Source organism: Streptomyces sp. NPDC079141 (assembly GCF_040686775.1).
Classification (GTDB): Bacteria; Actinomycetota; Actinomycetes; order Streptomycetales; family Streptomycetaceae; genus Streptomyces.
The window spans coordinates 669,339-685,863 of the sequence record NZ_JBFBLP010000002.1 but is presented as its reverse complement, the minus strand read 5'-3'; the positions used below and the strand labels follow the sequence as shown (position 1 = coordinate 685,863).

The window sequence follows — 16,525 nt, the reverse complement described above, 5'->3', positions numbered from 1 at the left end:
GTCCATGCCCACGGCTCTCATTCGGCCGGGCCCGCGGCCTCCTCGATCTCGCGGAGCACCCGCTGTGCGTGGGGCAGCTCCCCGTCGTCCTCGGCAGCCGGCATCGACTCAACTGCCGACCTCACCAGTGCGAGGGCGCGTTGTGGGTTGACCGCGGCCAGGCAGCGGGCCACCTCCCACTTGTCCGCGAACCAGAACGCGTCCTCGTCCTCGAACATCTCGACTAGTACGGCTTCGCCCGCTTCCCGGTCGATCTGGGCCAGCATGTACACGTCGTCGAGCGAGTCGCCCATGTCGTTCTCGATGCGTTCCTTGAGTGCCGACGCGGCGGCGTCCCGATCCACCTCGGCCAGGAGGTTCACAGCATCGGAGCCGAGGAAATGGACATCGGTGATCCACTGCGACAGGCCGTGTACACCCCGAGCGCGATCGAGCCCGAGCAGGTTCTCCGCGGCCCACACCGCCTCGGCCTCCCAGTAGACGCCCACTCCGCTGCTGGACAGGAGTTCCTCCAGCAGCGCGGCGCCCGCTTCCACGTCGTGCAGGACCAGCGCCAGTGCGGTCAGAACCCGCACACCGTCCGTGCGCGCACGGTCCCTCGCCCACTCGGTCAGCAGGCGACCGGGGTCTTCGGGCGCGTCCTGCTCGGCCGCCCGGAGGATCACCTCGGCACGCAGTGCCCGGTCTCCGTCCATGCCGGCGACGAGAGGCGGGGCGGTCAGCGTCCTGGGTTCCGGATCGAGTTCGGCCAGGGCCCACGCGCCGCGCAGACGATCGCCGACCGGCAAGGACTCGTCCGATGCCACACCGCTCAGGGCGCGCAGACCCAGTTCCAGGTCCAGATCGCCGAGCATCATCGCCGCCTCGATGCGGGACATCACGACAACCTGCGGCCCGACCTCGAAATACTCGGTGTGTGTCGTGTTCCCCCGCGTCTCGCGCGTGGAGGTGCGTTCCTCGGAGAAGTCCATCCCGCGCGCGGCGATCTCCTGGAGCAGCGCCACCGCCCGGTTCCAGTCCCAGACGGCGAGTTCCCAGGCCGCGGCCAGGCGCTGGTACGCCGCGAGGTGCGGTGCGGTCACCATGGCCACGAGCAGCGCGATCCCGGCGTCCGCGTCCTCGTGGGCCACGGCGCCCGCGGCCCAGGCACAGCCGTGTTGCAGCGCGGCCGAGCGGAGTCTGTCGATGACCTGGGGCAGCACCCGACGGGGCAGGGTCGAGGTGAACAAGAGCCGTGCGGCAAGACCGGTGCCCTGACCGGGCCCTCGTTCCTCGTTGTCCCGCGGTGCAGGAGTCGCGAACGCGTTCAGTACGAGGTCTCCGGCGTCCTTGCCCTGTTTCGCCCAGAGCCCGAAAACGAACTCCAAGTAGGCGTTCTCCTCCGGGAAGTGGTGGACTTCCCAGCTCTCGTTCACCTTCCCCGCCATGAACCGGGCGCCCGCCTCCCCGGCCGGATCGGTGGTACGCGCCGTGACGCACGCCGCCAGGAACTCCTGCACGGTCTGGTGCAGGAAGACCAGGTCGTCGTCCTCGCCCAGCATGAGACCGGTGCTCAGCAGCAAAGCGCGCAGTACGTCGCGCCAGTCGTCCTCGGGCAGGTACGGCGGGCGCAGCGCGGCGGTCTCCTGGGCGGCGAGGTCGACCGCCGGGACGTCCGGCCCGTGCTGCTGGCGGTGCCGGGCGATCGACTCGACGAGACCACGTACCCCCTTGATCAGTTCCTGTACGGCCTCGGGGGCGTCGGGGTAGCCCTCGACCCTGGCGCGCAGGGCGTCGACGGCCAGTGTCGGACGGTGGTGCATCTTCTTTAGGAGACGGGCCGTGAACCGTTCGTACAGCTCGATCCTGTCGCTCGGCAGCTCGCTGTGCGGATTCTCGGCGAACAGCACGACGAGCATGGTCGCGAGCAAGGGGATGCCCGCCAGGTGGAGCATGTTCCCGCGCACCGTGGCCTGCATGAACTGTTCGGCGAGGTCGTCCGGGTCCGGGCGCTCCAGGCTGCGGAACCACTGACCGGCGAAGCCGGGCAGGACGTCGGGGCCGAATGGCTGAATGCGGAAGAACAGGGGTTTCAGGGCGAGCAACGGTTTGAGGTCGTCGCGCGGGAGGGGGCGTGTGGTGACGAGGAAGTGGAAGTCGGGCGAGCGCCACATGGCCGCGACGCTCTGCAGGACGTACGTGCGCTCCTCCTGGTCCAGGACTTCGTCCACACCGTCGACGAGGACCAGCCAGGGCACCCCGGGCAGGGGCGGTCTGTCGAAGAAGTCGTGCGGCAGCCGGCTTCTGAGCCGGAGCGAGCCGTCCCGCTCCACCGCGGTGCGCAGCAGATCGGAGAAGTACCCGCCCTCCGCCAGCACACCGGCGGGCACCCGAACCGGAACGGCCTCGGGTGCCGGCCCGTTCAGCCAGGCCTCGGCCAGCTGCGCGGTCAGCCGTAGTCCCAGGCTGGACTTCCCCGTACCGGGGCCGCCGACCAGTACCGCGCCCTGGGCGACGTCCAGCAGGCACTCGGCCGGCAGCAGTGGGGTGTCGCCGAGCCCGGCATGCGGCCCGACCTCGCCCTCGGGGGCGACCTGCTGGTTCACGTACACCTCCGCCAGGGGCGGTGTGCCGGCCCCGGGCACCCGGATCGTGTACGGGTGATCACGTGCGGCCTCGCGTGCCGCCTCCAGGTATGCCCGCAGCACCGGACCGGGGAACCGCCAGCCGCCGGCCCGCAGTTGGTCGTCGTCCAGCAGGCCGAGCCAGTCACGACGGTAGTCGGTGACGCTCTCCGGGTGGTCGAGGAAGGGATAGGCGGCGCGCAGTTCGGCGACGGGAACGAGGCGTGCGCCGGGCACTCCGCGTTCCAGCGAGTGTGCGAAGCGCAGCACTCCGCAGACGGCTCCGGTGCGCCAGTTGAGTACGGGGGATCCGCTGAATCCGGGCGTGGCCCTGCCGTGCGTGGCGTGGAACAGGGTGAGCGACCCGCCCCCGTCGTGGGTGCGGCGGGATGGCCCCTGCGCTGTGAAGGTGACGGAGTCACCGGCCCGGTAGCGGCCCCGGGGATGGCCGTAGGCCCACAGCTCGTCGCCCGGTTCCATGGCGGGCGCCAGGCACACCACGGGATGGTCCAGGCTCTCCGGCACGCTCAGCAGTGCCAGATCGGGACCCGAGCCGTCGGCCCCCGGCGGCCGGAACCACTCGGGCACGACTGTGAGCGTCAGGTCCTGCCCGCGCCAGCGAGCGGCCACCTCTGTCGGGGTGTCCCCGGCCCCCACCACATGCGCGCAGGTGAGCACCAGACCGGGCGCGACGAAGAAACCGGTGCCCTCGGCCCCGTCGGCACCGACGAGGGAGAGGACCGCATCGGGCAGTGCATCGACCAGCGCGGACCGTGTCACAGGCCGATTGTGGCCCCTGACATTCCTCTGCGCATCTAACATCCCGATCAATAGCGGAAGTAGGGGTAAACCATCATGGACGAGACGATTCCGGTACGTCTGCCGGACGGCAGCCGGCTGCTGGTCCGGGCGGAAAGGGCCGTACCCACCATTGACGGCGGGGCCGACGACGAGCAGGAGATCGCGGCGCGGCTGCCCGACATCGACCAGGTCACCGCGGCCGTCGGCGCCTTCAGCCAGCGCATCGGGGCGGCTCTCAAGCGATCCGCGCCCACCCGCTTCACCGTGGAATTCGAGTGCGAGATCGGCTTCGACTCGGGCGGCCTGGTCGCCATCGTGGGCAAGGGCAGCGCCAAGAGCGCGTTCCGTGTCGTCATGGAGTGGGAGAAGGACGCGATGGCGCCGGAGCCAGAGCAGGACGCAGCCGAGCCGCAGAGGGACGCACCACCCACCGGGGCGGTCTGATCCGCAACCATTGCTCGTGCCACCAGCAGTCCCGGGCCACACCGCTGTCACTGCCACGTGCGAGGATCGGAGACGTACCTCACATACGCAGTCGCAAGGGAGAGCGTGCGATGGCAACGAAGCCGCCCAAGGGTGACCCGGTTCAGGACGCGCCGCAGGTTGCCGAGCCGAAGCACGCGGCGGCGGGCCTGCCGGCCATTGGGCACACCCTGCGCATGGCACAGCAGCAGATGGGCGTGAAGCGCACCGCGCTGACCCTGCTGCGGGTCAATCAGAAGGACGGCTTCGACTGCCCGGGCTGCGCCTGGCCGGAGCCGGATCACCGGCACGCCGCGGAGTTCTGCGAGAACGGCGCGAAGGCGGTCGCGGAGGAGGCCACCCTGCGCCGGGTCACCCCGGAGTTCTTCGCCGCGCACTCCGTCGCCGACCTCGCGACCCGCAGCGGCTACTGGCTCGGACAGCAGGGGCGGCTCACGCACCCCATGTACCTGCCCGAGGGCGGCGAGCACTACGAGCCCGTCACCTGGGAGCGCGCCTTCGACATCATCGCCGAGGAGCTGACGGCCCTCGCCTCTCCGGACGAGGCGCTGTTCTACACGTCCGGGCGCACCAGCAACGAGGCCGCGTTCCTCTACCAGCTGTTCGCCCGCGAGTTCGGCACGAACAACCTGCCGGACTGCTCGAACATGTGCCACGAGTCCTCGGGCTCGGCGCTGAACGAGACGATCGGCATCGGCAAGGGCAGCGTCCTGCTGGAGGACCTCTACAAGGCCGACCTGATCGTCGTCGCCGGGCAGAACCCGGGCACGAACCACCCGCGCATGCTCTCCGCCCTGGAGAAGGCCAAGGCCAACGGCGCGAAGGTGATCAGCGTCAACCCGCTGCCCGAGGCGGGCCTTGAGCGGTTCAAGAACCCGCAGACCCCGCAGGGCATGCTCAAGGGCGCGGCGCTCACCGACCTGTTCCTGCAGATCCGCATCGGCGGCGACCAGGCGCTGTTCCGGCTGCTGAACAAGCTGATCCTGGAGACCGAGGGCGCCGTCGACCAGGCCTTCGTCGACGCACACACGCACGGCTACGAGGAGTTCGCGGCCCAGGCGCGCGCCGCCGACTGGGACGAGACCCTCACCGCGACCGGTCTGACCCGGGCGGAGATCGAGGAAGCCCTCGCCATGGTCCTCGCCTCCGAGCGCACGATCGTGTGCTGGGCGATGGGCCTCACCCAGCACAAGCACTCCGTCCCGACCATCCGCGAGGTGGTCAACTTCCTTCTGCTGCGCGGCAACATCGGCCGTCCGGGCGCGGGCGTGTGCCCGGTGCGCGGCCACTCCAACGTGCAGGGCGACCGCACGATGGGCATCTTCGAGCGGCCCGCGCCCGCCTTCCTGGACGCCCTGGAGAAGGAGTTCGGCTTCGCGCCGCCGCGCGAGCACGGCTACGACGTCGTACGGGCCATCCGGGCGCTGCGCGACGGCGAGGCGAAGGTGTTCTTCGCGATGGGCGGCAACTTCGTGTCGGCGTCGCCCGACACGGAGGTGACCGAGGCGGCGATGCGCCGCGCCCGGCTGACCGTGCACGTGTCGACCAAGCTGAACCGTTCGCACGTGGTCACGGGCGCGCGTGCGCTCGTCCTGCCGACGCTGGGCCGCACCGAGCGCGATCTTCAGGGCAGCGGCGAGCAATTCGTGACCGTCGAGGACTCCATGGGCATGGTGCACGCCTCGCGCGGGCGGCTGGAGCCGGCGAGCCCGCAGCTGCTGTCGGAGCCGGCGATCGTGTGCCGGATGGCGCGCCGCGTGCTCGGCGAAAACAGCGCCACCCCCTGGGAGGAGTTCGAGAAGGACTACGCGACGGTCCGTGACCGTATCGCGCGCGTGATCCCCGGCTTCGAGGACTTCAACGCGCGCGTGGCCCACCCCGGAGGCTTCGCCCTCCCGCACGCCCCGCGCGACGAGCGCCGCTTCCCGACCGCCACCGGCAAGGCCAACTTCACCGCGGCGCCGGTGGAGTACCCGAGGCTGCCCGAGGGCCGGCTGCTGCTGCAGACGCTGCGCTCGCACGACCAGTACAACACCACGATCTACGGACTCGACGACCGTTACCGGGGCATCAGGAACGGCCGCCGGGTGGTGCTGGTCAACCCGGAGGACGCCCGGCGGCTGGGCGTCGCCGACGGCTCGTACGTGGACCTCGTGAGCGAGTGGAGCGACGGCGTCGAGCGCCGCGCCCCCGGCTTCCGGGTCGTGCACTACCCGACGGCCCGGGGCTGCGCGGCCGCCTACTACCCCGAGACCAACGTCCTGGTGCCGCTGGACGCCACCGCGGACACCAGTAACACCCCGGCCAGCAAGTCCGTCGTCGTGCGTCTGGAACAATCGGCGGCCGACTGAGCGTTTGCTCAGTCGGTTGATCCCGACGAATGGAGCCGGTCCCCATGGGCGAGCAGCAGCAGGTGAAGTTCCCGCAAGAGGTCATCGACGAGTACGCCGCACTCGGCGTCGACCTGCCGGCGCTGTTCTCGGCCGGGCATCTGGGCACGCGGATGGGCGTGCAGATCCTGGAGGCGTCGGCGGACCGGGTCGTCGGGACGATGCCGGTGGAGGGAAACACCCAGCCGTACGGCCTGCTGCACGGCGGGGCCTCCGCGGTGCTCGCCGAGACGCTCGGATCGGTGGGGTCGATGCTGCACGGCGGCAGCTCCAAGATCGCGGTGGGTGTGGACCTGAACTGCACGCATCACCGCGGGGCGCGTTCCGGCCTGGTGACCGGAGTGGCGACGCCGGTGCACCGGGGCCGCTCGACGGCGACGTACGAGATCGTGATCAGCGACGAGGAGGAGCGGCGGGTGTGCACCGCGCGGCTGACCTGTCTGCTGCGGGACGTACGGCCGGGCGACGAGGAGGCCGTGCGCGCCGCGCGCTGAGTCAACACCCTTGTCTTTCCCCGCCGTTGAATCACCGGCCCCGGCAACATAGCGTCGGGGCATGAGGACTTGGAGAGGCCCTCCGGGCGGGGGCGGTGGCCGAACTGACGCTGTCGGCCGCCGGGTTGACGGCGCCGGACGCCTCGGAGCGACACCGGCGCACCGTCCCCGCCCCCGCCCCGCGCCCCAGGTTCCGGATCGTGAGCACCCCGCATGTCATGGAATGCGCGAATGCGATGACAAACGCCGGAATCTCTTTCACCGGTGTAACTCTGCGTAATACATGCGCAATACAGGACTCCCGGCGCCCTCCCGGGCGACCGCTGCCCACACACGCCACAGAGGCCACTCAAGTCGCCCGCGGCAACATATCGCTGTCATCACCAAAGCCGTGAACACTCCTGAAATCATCCGCGCGCAGCCTGCGAGTTCTCAGAATGCGGACAGGGCGAATCGGCTGGAATTCCGCGCATCCCCCCACCGGGTACCGCTCTGCATTACGTCGTGTCATAACAAGAGCGTCACAGCCTTGGTCAGACCCTCCTCCACCTTCCCTACCCGCGCTTAGAGTCACGCCCAGTCACCGCGCCTTCGGACTCGAAGTCATTTCGACCCAGCGCTCGACTCGGCGAGCTCCATCGGGAACCGCCGTGCCAGGGAAAGGACCTGATTCGTGCGTCAACGTTCGATCATCGCAATCACTGCCGCCCTCGCGGCGGGATCGCTGACACTCACTGCCTGCGGGTCGCGTGACGACGACGGCAAAAGCAGCAGCGGCGACAAGACCACTGTTGTGATCGGCGTCGACGCCCCGCTGACCGGCGACCTGTCCGCGCTCGGCCTGGGCATCAAGAACTCCGCCGACCTCGCCGTGAAGACGGCCAACAAGGAGGAGTACGTCGAGGGCGTCGAGTTCAAGATCGAGGCTCTGGACGACCAGGCCCAGCCCTCCGTCGGCCAGGCGAACGCCCAGAAGTTCATCAGCAACAAGGACGTCCTCGGCGTCGTCGGCCCGCTGAACTCCAGCGTCTCGCAGCAGATGCAGAAGCCGTTCAACGACGCCGGTCTGACCCAGGTCTCGCCGGCCAACACGGGTACCGAGCTGACCCAGGGCGACGACTGGGCGGCCGGCAACTCGGTCCGGCCGTTCAAGACCTTCTTCCGTACGGCCACCACGGACGAGATCCAGGGCGCCTTCGCCGCGGACTACCTCTTCAACCAGGCCAAGATCGACAAGGTCTACCTGATCGACGACCAGAAGACCTACGGCGCGGGCCTGGCCGCCTCCTTCAAGACGAACTTCACCAAGCTCGGTGGCAAGATCGTCGGCAGCGACCACGTCAACCCCGAGGACCGCGACTTCAACTCGGTCGTCGCCAAGATCAAGAAGACCGGCGCCAAGGCCCTCTACTACGGCGGCGAGTACCCGGCCGCCGCGCCCCTGAGCCAGCAGCTCAAGGACAGCGGCCAGAACATCCCGCTCATGGGCGGCGACGGCATCGTCTCCACCGACTACCCCGAGCTCAACAAGAAGGCCGCGGGCGACCTCGGTACCTCCGTCGGTGAGCCGGTCGAGAAGCTCGACTCCGCCAAGAAGTTCATCGCGGACTACGAGGCGGCGGGCTACGAGGACCCGTACCAGGTGTACGGCGGCCTCACCTACGACGCCACCTGGTCGATCATCGAGGCCGTCAAGACGGCGGTCGAGGGCAACGACGGCGAGCTCCCGTCCGACGGCCGCAAGGCGGTCCTGGACGCCATGAGCAAGATCAAGTTCGACGGCGTCACCGGCCAGATCTCCTTCGACGAGTTCGGTGACACCACGAACCACACGATGACCGCCTACAAGATCGAGAACAACGCGTGGGCTCCGGCGTACAGCGGCACCCCCAAGGTGGGCTGAACAAAGGACGGATAGGGACGACTCCCCTCACACATTGATCCAGGCCGCGCGGGTAGCGCCCACCAGCGCTCCCGCGCGGCGCCATATCCGAACCACTCCCACGGAGGCCCTGCGGTGAACGAACTGCCGCAACAGCTGGCCAATGGACTCATCCTCGGCGCGATGTACGGACTCATCGCGATCGGCTACACGATGGTCTACGGCATCGTCCAGCTCATCAACTTCGCCCACGGCGAGATCTTCATGGTCGGGGGCTTCGGGGCCCTGACCGTGTGGCTCGTACTCCCCGAAGGCTTCGCCCTCGGCGCGGCCGTCCCCCTCATGATCCTCGGCGGCATCCTCGTCTCGGTCGCCGTCGGCACCGCGGCGGAACGCTTCGCCTACCGGCCACTGCGCAGCGCGCCACGACTCGCACCCCTCATCACCGCGATCGGCCTGTCCATCGTCCTCCAGCAGGCCGTATGGATGTGGTACCCGGACGCCAAGAAGGACCGCTCCTTCCCCCAGTTCAGCGGCGAGCCCTTCGACGTCCTCGGCGCCACCATCCAGCGCGGTGACCTCTTCGTCCTGATAGCCGCCCCGCTGTGCATGGTCGCCCTCGGCGTCTTCGTCACGAAGACCCGCTCCGGCCGCGGCATGCAGGCCACGGCCCAGGACCCCGACACCGCCAAGCTCATGGGCATCAACACCGACCGCATCATCGTCATGGCCTTCGCCATCGGTGCCGCGTTCGCCGCGATCGCCGCGGTCGCCTACGGCCTGAAGAACGGCCAGGTCGGCTTCCGCATGGGCTTCCTGATGGGCCTCAAGGCCTTCACCGCCGCCGTCCTCGGCGGCATCGGCAACATCTACGGCGCCATGCTCGGCGGCATCGTCCTCGGCCTCGCCGAATCCCTCGCCACCGGCTACATCGGCGACATCCCCGGCATGGAACTCTTCGGCGGCGGCGCCTGGAAGGACGTATGGGCATTCGCCCTGCTCATCCTCGTCCTGCTGTTCAGGCCACAAGGCCTGCTCGGCGAACGCGTCGCGGATCGGGCGTGATACCCATGACGACCAACACCTCCACCGACAACACCGCGGGCACCGGCAAGGTGTCCCCCGTGCCGGCCACCCCGGTCGTCCCGCTGCCGCCCGCCGCGGCACGCGCCACCACGGTCCTCGGCTCCGTCGTCGCCCTCGCCGGCACGTTCATGGCCTGGACATGGACGGACGAGTTCCCCGGCGACCTCACCGTCACCGGCTACCCCGGCGGCCTTCAGGTGCTCACGCTCGTGGGAGCACTCCTGACGCTGCTGTTCACGCTCTCCGGCTACGGCATCCGGGGCCTCGGCTGGCTCACCCCCGGCGGCACCAACAGCCCCGTCCTGCTCAGCGCGCTCGGTGTCCTCGGCACCACCGGCTACACCATGGGCGCGATCAGCGACCAGCTCGGCGGCCTGGTCAACCTCGAACCCGGCGCCTGGGTCTCCGGCATCGGCGCGCTCGTCGCCGTGATCGGCGCCCTCGGCCTCCCGGTCGACCAGCCCTACGCCGCCGACGACCCGCACCCGAACCTGTGGGGCCGTATCCGCCACTCGTTCACCGCGCCCGACCCCGGCCGCGCCAAGGAACTGCCCTCCTGGGCGGAGATCCTGGTCATCGCCGCGGGCTTCGGCGTCGGTATGTACGTCTTCGCGTACGGCATCGGCACCGAGGACTCGGAGCTGTTCATCGGCTTCCTGATCGTCACCGGGTTCGGCTTCACCGCCGTCAACCGCGCGGGGCTGCTCAAGCGGCTCTCGCACCTGACCGCCAAGCACCGCAACGTCACCCTCACGGCGGCGTTCGTCGCGGCGATCTGCTTCCCCTTCACCCAGAGCAACGACCAGTTCGCCCTCATCGGCGCGAACATCCTGATCTTCGCCACGGTCGCCCTGGGCCTCAACGTGGTCGTCGGCCTCGCCGGCCTCCTCGACCTCGGCTACGTCGCCTTCCTCGGCGTCGGCGCCTACGCCGCCGCCCTGGTCTCCGGCTCCCCGCAGTCGACCATCGGCGTCCAGTTCCCGTTCTGGGCGGCCGTTCTCACCGGTGCCGCCGCCTCGCTGATCTTCGGCGTGGTGATCGGTGCCCCGACCCTGCGACTGCGCGGCGACTACCTCGCCATCGTGACGCTCGGTTTCGGTGAGATCTTCCGCATCACCATGAACAACCTGAACGGCAACAGCGGTCCGGACGTCACCAACGGCTCCAACGGCATCCCGAACATCCCCGACCTGGAGATCTTCGGCTTCAACCTGGGCCTGTCGCACACGGTCCTGGGCCACGAGCTGACCCGCTCCGGCAACTACTACCTGCTGATGCTGCTGTTCACGGCGATCGTCGTGATGGTCTTCCGCCGCTCCGCGGAATCCCGCATCGGCCGCGCCTGGGTCGCCATCCGCGAGGACGAGACCGCCGCCACCGCCATGGGCATCAACGGCTTCCGCCTCAAGCTCCTCGCGTTCGCCCTCGGCGCCTCGCTCGCCGGCCTCGCCGGCACCGTCCAGGCGCATGTGTCGTACAGCGTCACCCCCGAGCAGTACCAGTTCGCCGGCTCCGTGCCGCCGAACTCGGCCTTCCTGCTCGCCGCGGTGATCCTCGGCGGCATGGGCACCATCAGCGGTCCGCTCATCGGCGCCGCGCTGCTCTACCTGATCCCGGCCAAGCTCCAGTTCATGGCCGAGTACCAGCTGCTCCTGTTCGGCTTCGCCCTGATGCTCCTGATGCGCTTTAGGCCCGAGGGTCTGGTCGCCGACCGCAGGAAGCAGCTGGAGTTCCACGAAACCGGACAGCTCGACGTACCCGAGGGCGCCGAACTGCCCGAAGGTGCCACCGGCGTCGCCAAGGCAGGGGCGTGAGCGAGATGACCACCACCACTACCGCCACCACCACGACGGTGCTCGACGCCACCGGTGTGACCATGCGGTTCGGCGGCCTCACGGCCGTACGCTCCGTCGACCTCACCGTGAACAGCGGCGAGATCGTGGGACTGATCGGCCCCAACGGCGCCGGCAAGACCACGTTCTTCAACTGCCTCACCGGCCTGTACGTGCCGACCGAGGGCACCGTCTCCTACAAGGGCACCGTGCTCCCGCCCAAGCCGCACCTGGTCACCCAGGCCGGCATCGCCCGCACCTTCCAGAACATCCGGCTCTTCGCCAACATGACCGTTCTGGAGAACGTGCTGGTCGGGCGGCACACCCGGACCAACGAAGGCCTCTGGTCGGCGCTGCTGCGCCTGCCCGGCTTCCACAAGGCCGAAGCGGCCTCCCGGGAACGGGCCATGGAACTCCTGGAGTTCACCGGCCTGGCCGCCAAGGCCGACCACCTCGCCCGCAACCTGCCCTACGGCGAGCAGCGCAAGCTGGAGATCGCCCGGGCACTCGCGAGCGAGCCCGGTCTGCTCCTCCTCGACGAGCCCACCGCCGGCATGAACCCGCAGGAGACCCGGGCGGCCGAGGATCTCATCTTCGCCATCCGGGACAAGGGCATCGCCGTCCTCGTCATCGAGCACGACATCCGGTTCATCATGAACCTCTGCGACCGGGTCGCCGTGCTCGTCCAGGGCGAGAAGATCGTCGAGGGGCCCGCCGAGGTCGTCCAGGCCGACGAGCGCGTCATCGCCGCCTATCTCGGCACGCCCTTCGAGGGCGCGCCGGGCGCGGAGGAGGACGCGGAGGTCGAGGCGGCCGAGGCGGCCGAGGCGCACAGCACCACGGAAGGAGACGAGCAGTGACCGCACTGCTTGAGGTCGAGGACCTGAGGGTCGCCTACGGCAAGATCGAGGCGGTCAAGGGCATCTCGTTCAAGGTCGAGGCGGGCGAGGTCGTCACCCTCATCGGCACCAACGGCGCCGGGAAGACCACGACCCTGCGGACCCTGTCCGGCCTTCTCCAGCCGCTGTCCGGGCAGATCAAGTTCGACGGCAAGTCGCTGAACAAGATCCCCGCCCACAAGATCGTCTCGCTGGGTCTGGCCCACTCCCCCGAGGGCCGGCACATCTTCCCCCGCATGACGATCGAGGACAACCTCCGGCTCGGCGCGTTCCTGCGCACCGACAAGGAGGGCATCGAGAAGGACATCCAGCGCGCCTACGACCTCTTCCCGATCCTCGGGGAGCGGCGCCGGCAGGCCGCGGGCACCCTCTCCGGCGGTGAGCAGCAGATGCTCGCCATGGGCAGGGCGCTGATGTCCCGCCCGAAGCTGCTCATGCTCGACGAGCCCTCGATGGGCCTCTCCCCGATCATGATGCAGAAGATCATGGCGACCATCCAGGAGCTGAAGTCCCAGGGCACCACCATCCTGCTCATCGAGCAGAACGCCCAGGCGGCTCTGTCCCTGGCCGACCACGGCCATGTCATGGAGGTCGGCAAGATCGTCCTCTCCGGCTCCGGCCAGGACCTGCTGCACGACGAGTCCGTGCGGAAGGCCTACCTGGGCGAGGACTGACCGCTCGTACGACGAGGCCCGCGCCCCCTGTTCGCAGGGGACGCGGGCCTCTGTGCTTGCTGCCGGACGTCAGCCCTTGGCGGCCTTCTTCTCGTCGGCGTCCAGGATGACGGCCTCGGCGACCTGCTGCATGGACATCCGGCGGTCCATCGAGGTCTTCTGAATCCACCGGAACGCGGCCGGCTCGGTCAGCCCGTACTCGGTCTGAAGAATGGACTTGGCGCGGTCCACCAGCTTCCGCGTCTCCAGGCGCTGGGTGAGGTCGGCGACCTCCCGCTCCAGCTCCTTCAACTCGGTGAAGCGGGAGACGGCCATCTCGATCGCCGGGACGACGTCGCTCTTGCTGAACGGCTTCACCAGATACGCCATGGCACCGGCGTCACGGGCCCGCTCAACGAGGTCGCGCTGCGAGAAGGCGGTGAGCATGAGCACGGGGGCGATGCTCTCCTCGGCGATCTTCTCGGCCGCGGAGATGCCGTCCATCTTGGGCATCTTCACATCGAGGATGACAAGGTCCGGCTTGTGCTCACGGGCCAGCTCGATGGCCTGCTCTCCGTCACCGGCCTCGCCGACGACGGTGTACCCCTCTTCTTCGAGCATCTCTTTGAGGTCGAGCCGGATCAACGCCTCGTCCTCGGCAATGACGACACGGGTCGTCAGCGGAGGCACGTGCGACTTGTCGTCGTCGGGCGCGTCTACGGGCTGGGGCGACTCGGGGGCGGTCACGAAGGCTCCTCGTTAGGGCAGGGGTGCTGCTCCCAAGAGCCTACCTAGCTACGGTATGGTGGACGCGCGGAGGGTCGGGGGAAACCTTTGATTCTTCGAGCCCCGGTAGCCCAATTGGCAGCAGGCAACGGATTCAAAACCCGTACAGTGTCGGTTCGAGTCCGACCCGGGGCACTTTTCCTTGGATTCCAAGGTCGGTATTTTATGGGCCCCTCCGGTGAGAGGGGCCCTTCGCTTTTCTACTTCGGGCTGTCGTCCTCGCCGATGTGATGCACCCGCACCATGTTCGTGGAGCCGGCGACTCCGGGAGGCGAGCCCGCGGTGATGACCACGGTGTCGCCCTTTTGGCAGCGGCCGTACTTCAGCAGGAGTTCGTCGACCTGATTCACCATCGCGTCCGTGGATTCCACGCGCGGACCGAGAAACGTCTCCACACCCCAGCTCAGATTCAACTGGGAACGCGTGGCGGGTTCCGGGGTGAACGCCAGCAGTGGGATCGGGGAGCGGTAGCGGGAGAGGCGGCGGGCCGTGTCGCCGGACTGGGTGAAGGCGACCAGGAACTTGGCGCCGAGGAAGTCGCCCATTTCTGCTGCCGCGCGAGCGACCGCGCCGCCCTGTGTACGAGGCTTGTTGCGTTCCGTCAGGGGCGGGAGGCCCTTGGCCAGGAGGTCCTCCTCGGCCGCTTCCACGATCTTCGCCATCGTGCGAACGGTCTCGATGGCGTACTTGCCGACGCTCGTCTCGCCGGACAGCATCACCGCGTCCGTGCCGTCGATGACCGCGTTCGCGACGTCGCTCGCCTCCGCCCTGGTCGGGCGGGAGTTGTCGATCATCGAGTCGAGCATCTGGGTGGCGACGATGACGGGCTTGGCGTTGCGCTTGGCCAGTTTGATCGCGCGCTTCTGGACGATCGGGACCTGCTCCAGGGGCATTTCGACGCCGAGGTCGCCGCGGGCGACCATGATGCCGTCGAAGGCGGCCACGATGTCGTCGATGTTCTCGACGGCCTGCGGCTTCTCGACCTTCGCGATGACGGGGAGGCGCCGGCCCTCCTCGTCCATGATGCGGTGGACGTCCTCGATGTCGCGGCCGGAGCGGACGAAGGACAGTGCGATGACGTCGAAGCCCGTGCGCAGCGCCCAGCGCAGGTCCGCCTCGTCCTTCTCGGAGAGGGCGGGGACGGAGACGGCGACGCCGGGGAGGTTCAGGCCCTTGTTGTCGGAGACCATGCCGCCCTCGACGACGGTGGTGCGGACGCGGGGGCCGTCGACGGCCGTGACCTCCAGGCAGACCTTGCCGTCGTCGACGAGGATGCGCTCGCCCGGGGTGACGTCGGCGGCGAGGCCGGCGTAGGTGGTTCCGCAGCTCTCGCGGTCGCCCTCGGCGCCTTCCTCCACGGTGATGGTGAAGGTGTCGCCGCGTTCAAGGAGTACGGGTCCTTCGGTGAAGCGGCCGAGGCGGATCTTCGGGCCTTGAAGGTCGGCGAGGGCGCCGACGCTGCGGCCGGACTCGTCGGAGGCCTTTCGCACGCGCTGGTAGCGCTCCTCGTGTTCGGCGTATCCGCCGTGGCTGAGGTTGAATCGGGCGACGTCCATTCCGGCTGCGACCAGTTCCTTGATCTGGTCGTACGAGTCGGTGGCGGGCCCCAGGGTACAAACGATCTTTGCTCGGCGCATGTTTCGAGCCTAGGCCTTACCGGTCGGTAGCGAATTGGCCGCGCATGACTACTCAACAACCTTTGCGTGAAGGGCTATTGACAAGTGTTGAATTGTGCGCCGGGGCGCTCCGATGAGCGAATTCCGGAGAATTGCCCTACAACTGCGGGGGCCACATGGTGAATCGGGCATTGACCTGCGCATAGATGTGCTGACGCTCCGGTTCGAGGTCGAGCGCGGCCACCGCCGTGTCCTCGGCGGCCTCCGCGAAGGCGAGGGTGCGCATGCGTCCCGCGGCGCTCATCGGGTGGTTTCCGCCGCCCTCGGCGCCGATGTCGGCGAGTTCCACCAGGGCGGCCAGTGAGGTGCCGAGCGCCTCGGCGTACTCGCGGGCCCGCTGGACGGCCTCGCGGACGGCCTGCTCACGGGCGCGGCGGTGGGCGGGCGAGTCGGGGCGCAGGTCCCACCAGGGGCCGTCGACCCGGGTGAGCTCCAAGTCGGCGAGTCGCGTGGCGAGTTCGCCCAGGGCCGTGAAGTCGGTGAGTTCGGCGGTGAGATGGACGGTGCCGTGGTAGGTACGGATGCGTTCGCCGCGGCCGTGCTTGGTCAGTTCCGGCCGGACGGAGAAGGCGCCGGTCTCCAGCCGCTCCACCGCTTCCCCGTAGGACTTGACCAGGTCGAGGGCGGTGGCGTTGCGGCGGGTGAGGTCCTCCAGGGCGGAGCGGCGGTCCTTGCCGCGGGAGGCGACGGTGACGCCGATCCGGCCGATCTCGGGGTCGACCTCCAGATGGGCCTCGCCGCGGACGGCGATGCGCGGGGCGTCCGGGGTGCCGTAGGGGAGGGCGGACTCGGGAGCTGCTGATCCTTCAGGAGTGGCCATACGCCCCACTGTGTCACTTCTTGCCTGGTTGTGGACCCGGCCGGAATGCGCCAACTCGCAGCTTCGGTCACCAGATCGCAACCTCGCAGACCTATTGCCGCTCGCCATGCACGGGTCAGA

The 16,525-nt window shown here is 68.9% G+C and carries 12 protein-coding genes and 1 tRNA gene; 9 read left to right on the top strand and 4 right to left on the bottom strand.

All coding sequences use genetic code 11. From position 1 onward, the window contains the following. Positions 1–17: 17 nt before the first annotated feature. The gene (locus AB0Q90_RS08190; protein ID WP_363158197.1) at positions 18–3,383 is read right to left on the bottom strand and encodes a trypsin-like peptidase domain-containing protein; all 3,366 of its coding nucleotides are present in this window, start codon (positions 3,381–3,383) and stop codon (positions 18–20) included. 75 nt (positions 3,384–3,458) lie between these two features. On the opposite strand from AB0Q90_RS08190, the gene AB0Q90_RS08185 reads away from it, so the two are divergent. The 8 genes from AB0Q90_RS08185 (at position 3,459) to AB0Q90_RS08150 (ending at position 13,144) form a co-directional block, all read left to right on the top strand. Then, entirely contained in the window at positions 3,459–3,848 is a 390-nt protein-coding gene (locus AB0Q90_RS08185; RefSeq protein ID WP_363158196.1) for a CU044_2847 family protein, read from the top strand. Between the two features lie 110 nt (positions 3,849–3,958). Then, entirely contained in the window at positions 3,959–6,238 is a 2,280-nt protein-coding gene (locus AB0Q90_RS08180; protein WP_363158195.1) for an FdhF/YdeP family oxidoreductase, read from the top strand. Between the two features lie 44 nt (positions 6,239–6,282). Further along, positions 6,283–6,771 carry a hotdog fold thioesterase gene (locus AB0Q90_RS08175; protein ID WP_363158194.1) on the top strand — a complete coding sequence of 163 codons (489 nt, stop codon included), beginning with the start codon at positions 6,283–6,285 and terminating at the stop codon, positions 6,769–6,771. A gap of 688 nt (positions 6,772–7,459) precedes the next feature. Then, entirely contained in the window at positions 7,460–8,674 is a 1,215-nt protein-coding gene (locus tag AB0Q90_RS08170) for a branched-chain amino acid ABC transporter substrate-binding protein (RefSeq protein ID WP_363158320.1), read from the top strand. 114 nt (positions 8,675–8,788) lie between these two features. After that, entirely contained in the window at positions 8,789–9,718 is a 930-nt protein-coding gene (locus AB0Q90_RS08165) for a branched-chain amino acid ABC transporter permease (RefSeq protein WP_363158193.1), read from the top strand. A gap of 5 nt (positions 9,719–9,723) precedes the next feature. After that, entirely contained in the window at positions 9,724–11,553 is a 1,830-nt protein-coding gene (locus AB0Q90_RS08160; RefSeq protein ID WP_363158192.1) for a branched-chain amino acid ABC transporter permease, read from the top strand. A gap of 5 nt (positions 11,554–11,558) precedes the next feature. Then, positions 11,559–12,431: an ABC transporter ATP-binding protein gene (locus tag AB0Q90_RS08155; protein WP_363158191.1), complete on the top strand. Its 873-nt coding sequence runs from the start codon at positions 11,559–11,561 to the stop codon at positions 12,429–12,431. After that, on the top strand, positions 12,428–13,144 hold the full coding sequence (locus AB0Q90_RS08150; RefSeq protein ID WP_363158190.1) for an ABC transporter ATP-binding protein: 717 nt from the start codon (positions 12,428–12,430) through the stop codon (positions 13,142–13,144). Before AB0Q90_RS08155 ends, AB0Q90_RS08150 begins: the two co-directional genes overlap by 4 nt. Before the next feature lie 69 nt (positions 13,145–13,213). Here AB0Q90_RS08150 and AB0Q90_RS08145 read toward each other — a convergent pair whose 3' ends face one another. Continuing rightward, a complete protein-coding gene (locus AB0Q90_RS08145) occupies positions 13,214–13,870 on the bottom strand; it encodes a response regulator (RefSeq protein ID WP_363158189.1) in 657 nt (218 codons plus the stop codon). Positions 13,871–13,969: 99 nt separating this feature from the next. Between AB0Q90_RS08145 and AB0Q90_RS08140 the strand changes: the two genes are divergently transcribed. Beyond that, positions 13,970–14,044: transfer RNA gene (locus AB0Q90_RS08140), tRNA-Leu, on the top strand. 65 nt (positions 14,045–14,109) lie between these two features. On the opposite strand, the gene pyk is transcribed toward AB0Q90_RS08140, so the two are convergent. Next, positions 14,110–15,546, bottom strand: a complete 1,437-nt coding sequence (gene pyk / locus AB0Q90_RS08135) for a pyruvate kinase (RefSeq protein WP_363158188.1) — start codon at positions 15,544–15,546, stop codon at positions 14,110–14,112. Between the two features lie 136 nt (positions 15,547–15,682). Next, positions 15,683–16,405: an SIMPL domain-containing protein gene (locus AB0Q90_RS08130; protein WP_363158187.1), complete on the bottom strand. Its 723-nt coding sequence runs from the start codon at positions 16,403–16,405 to the stop codon at positions 15,683–15,685. Between the last annotated feature and the right edge of the window lie 120 nt (positions 16,406–16,525).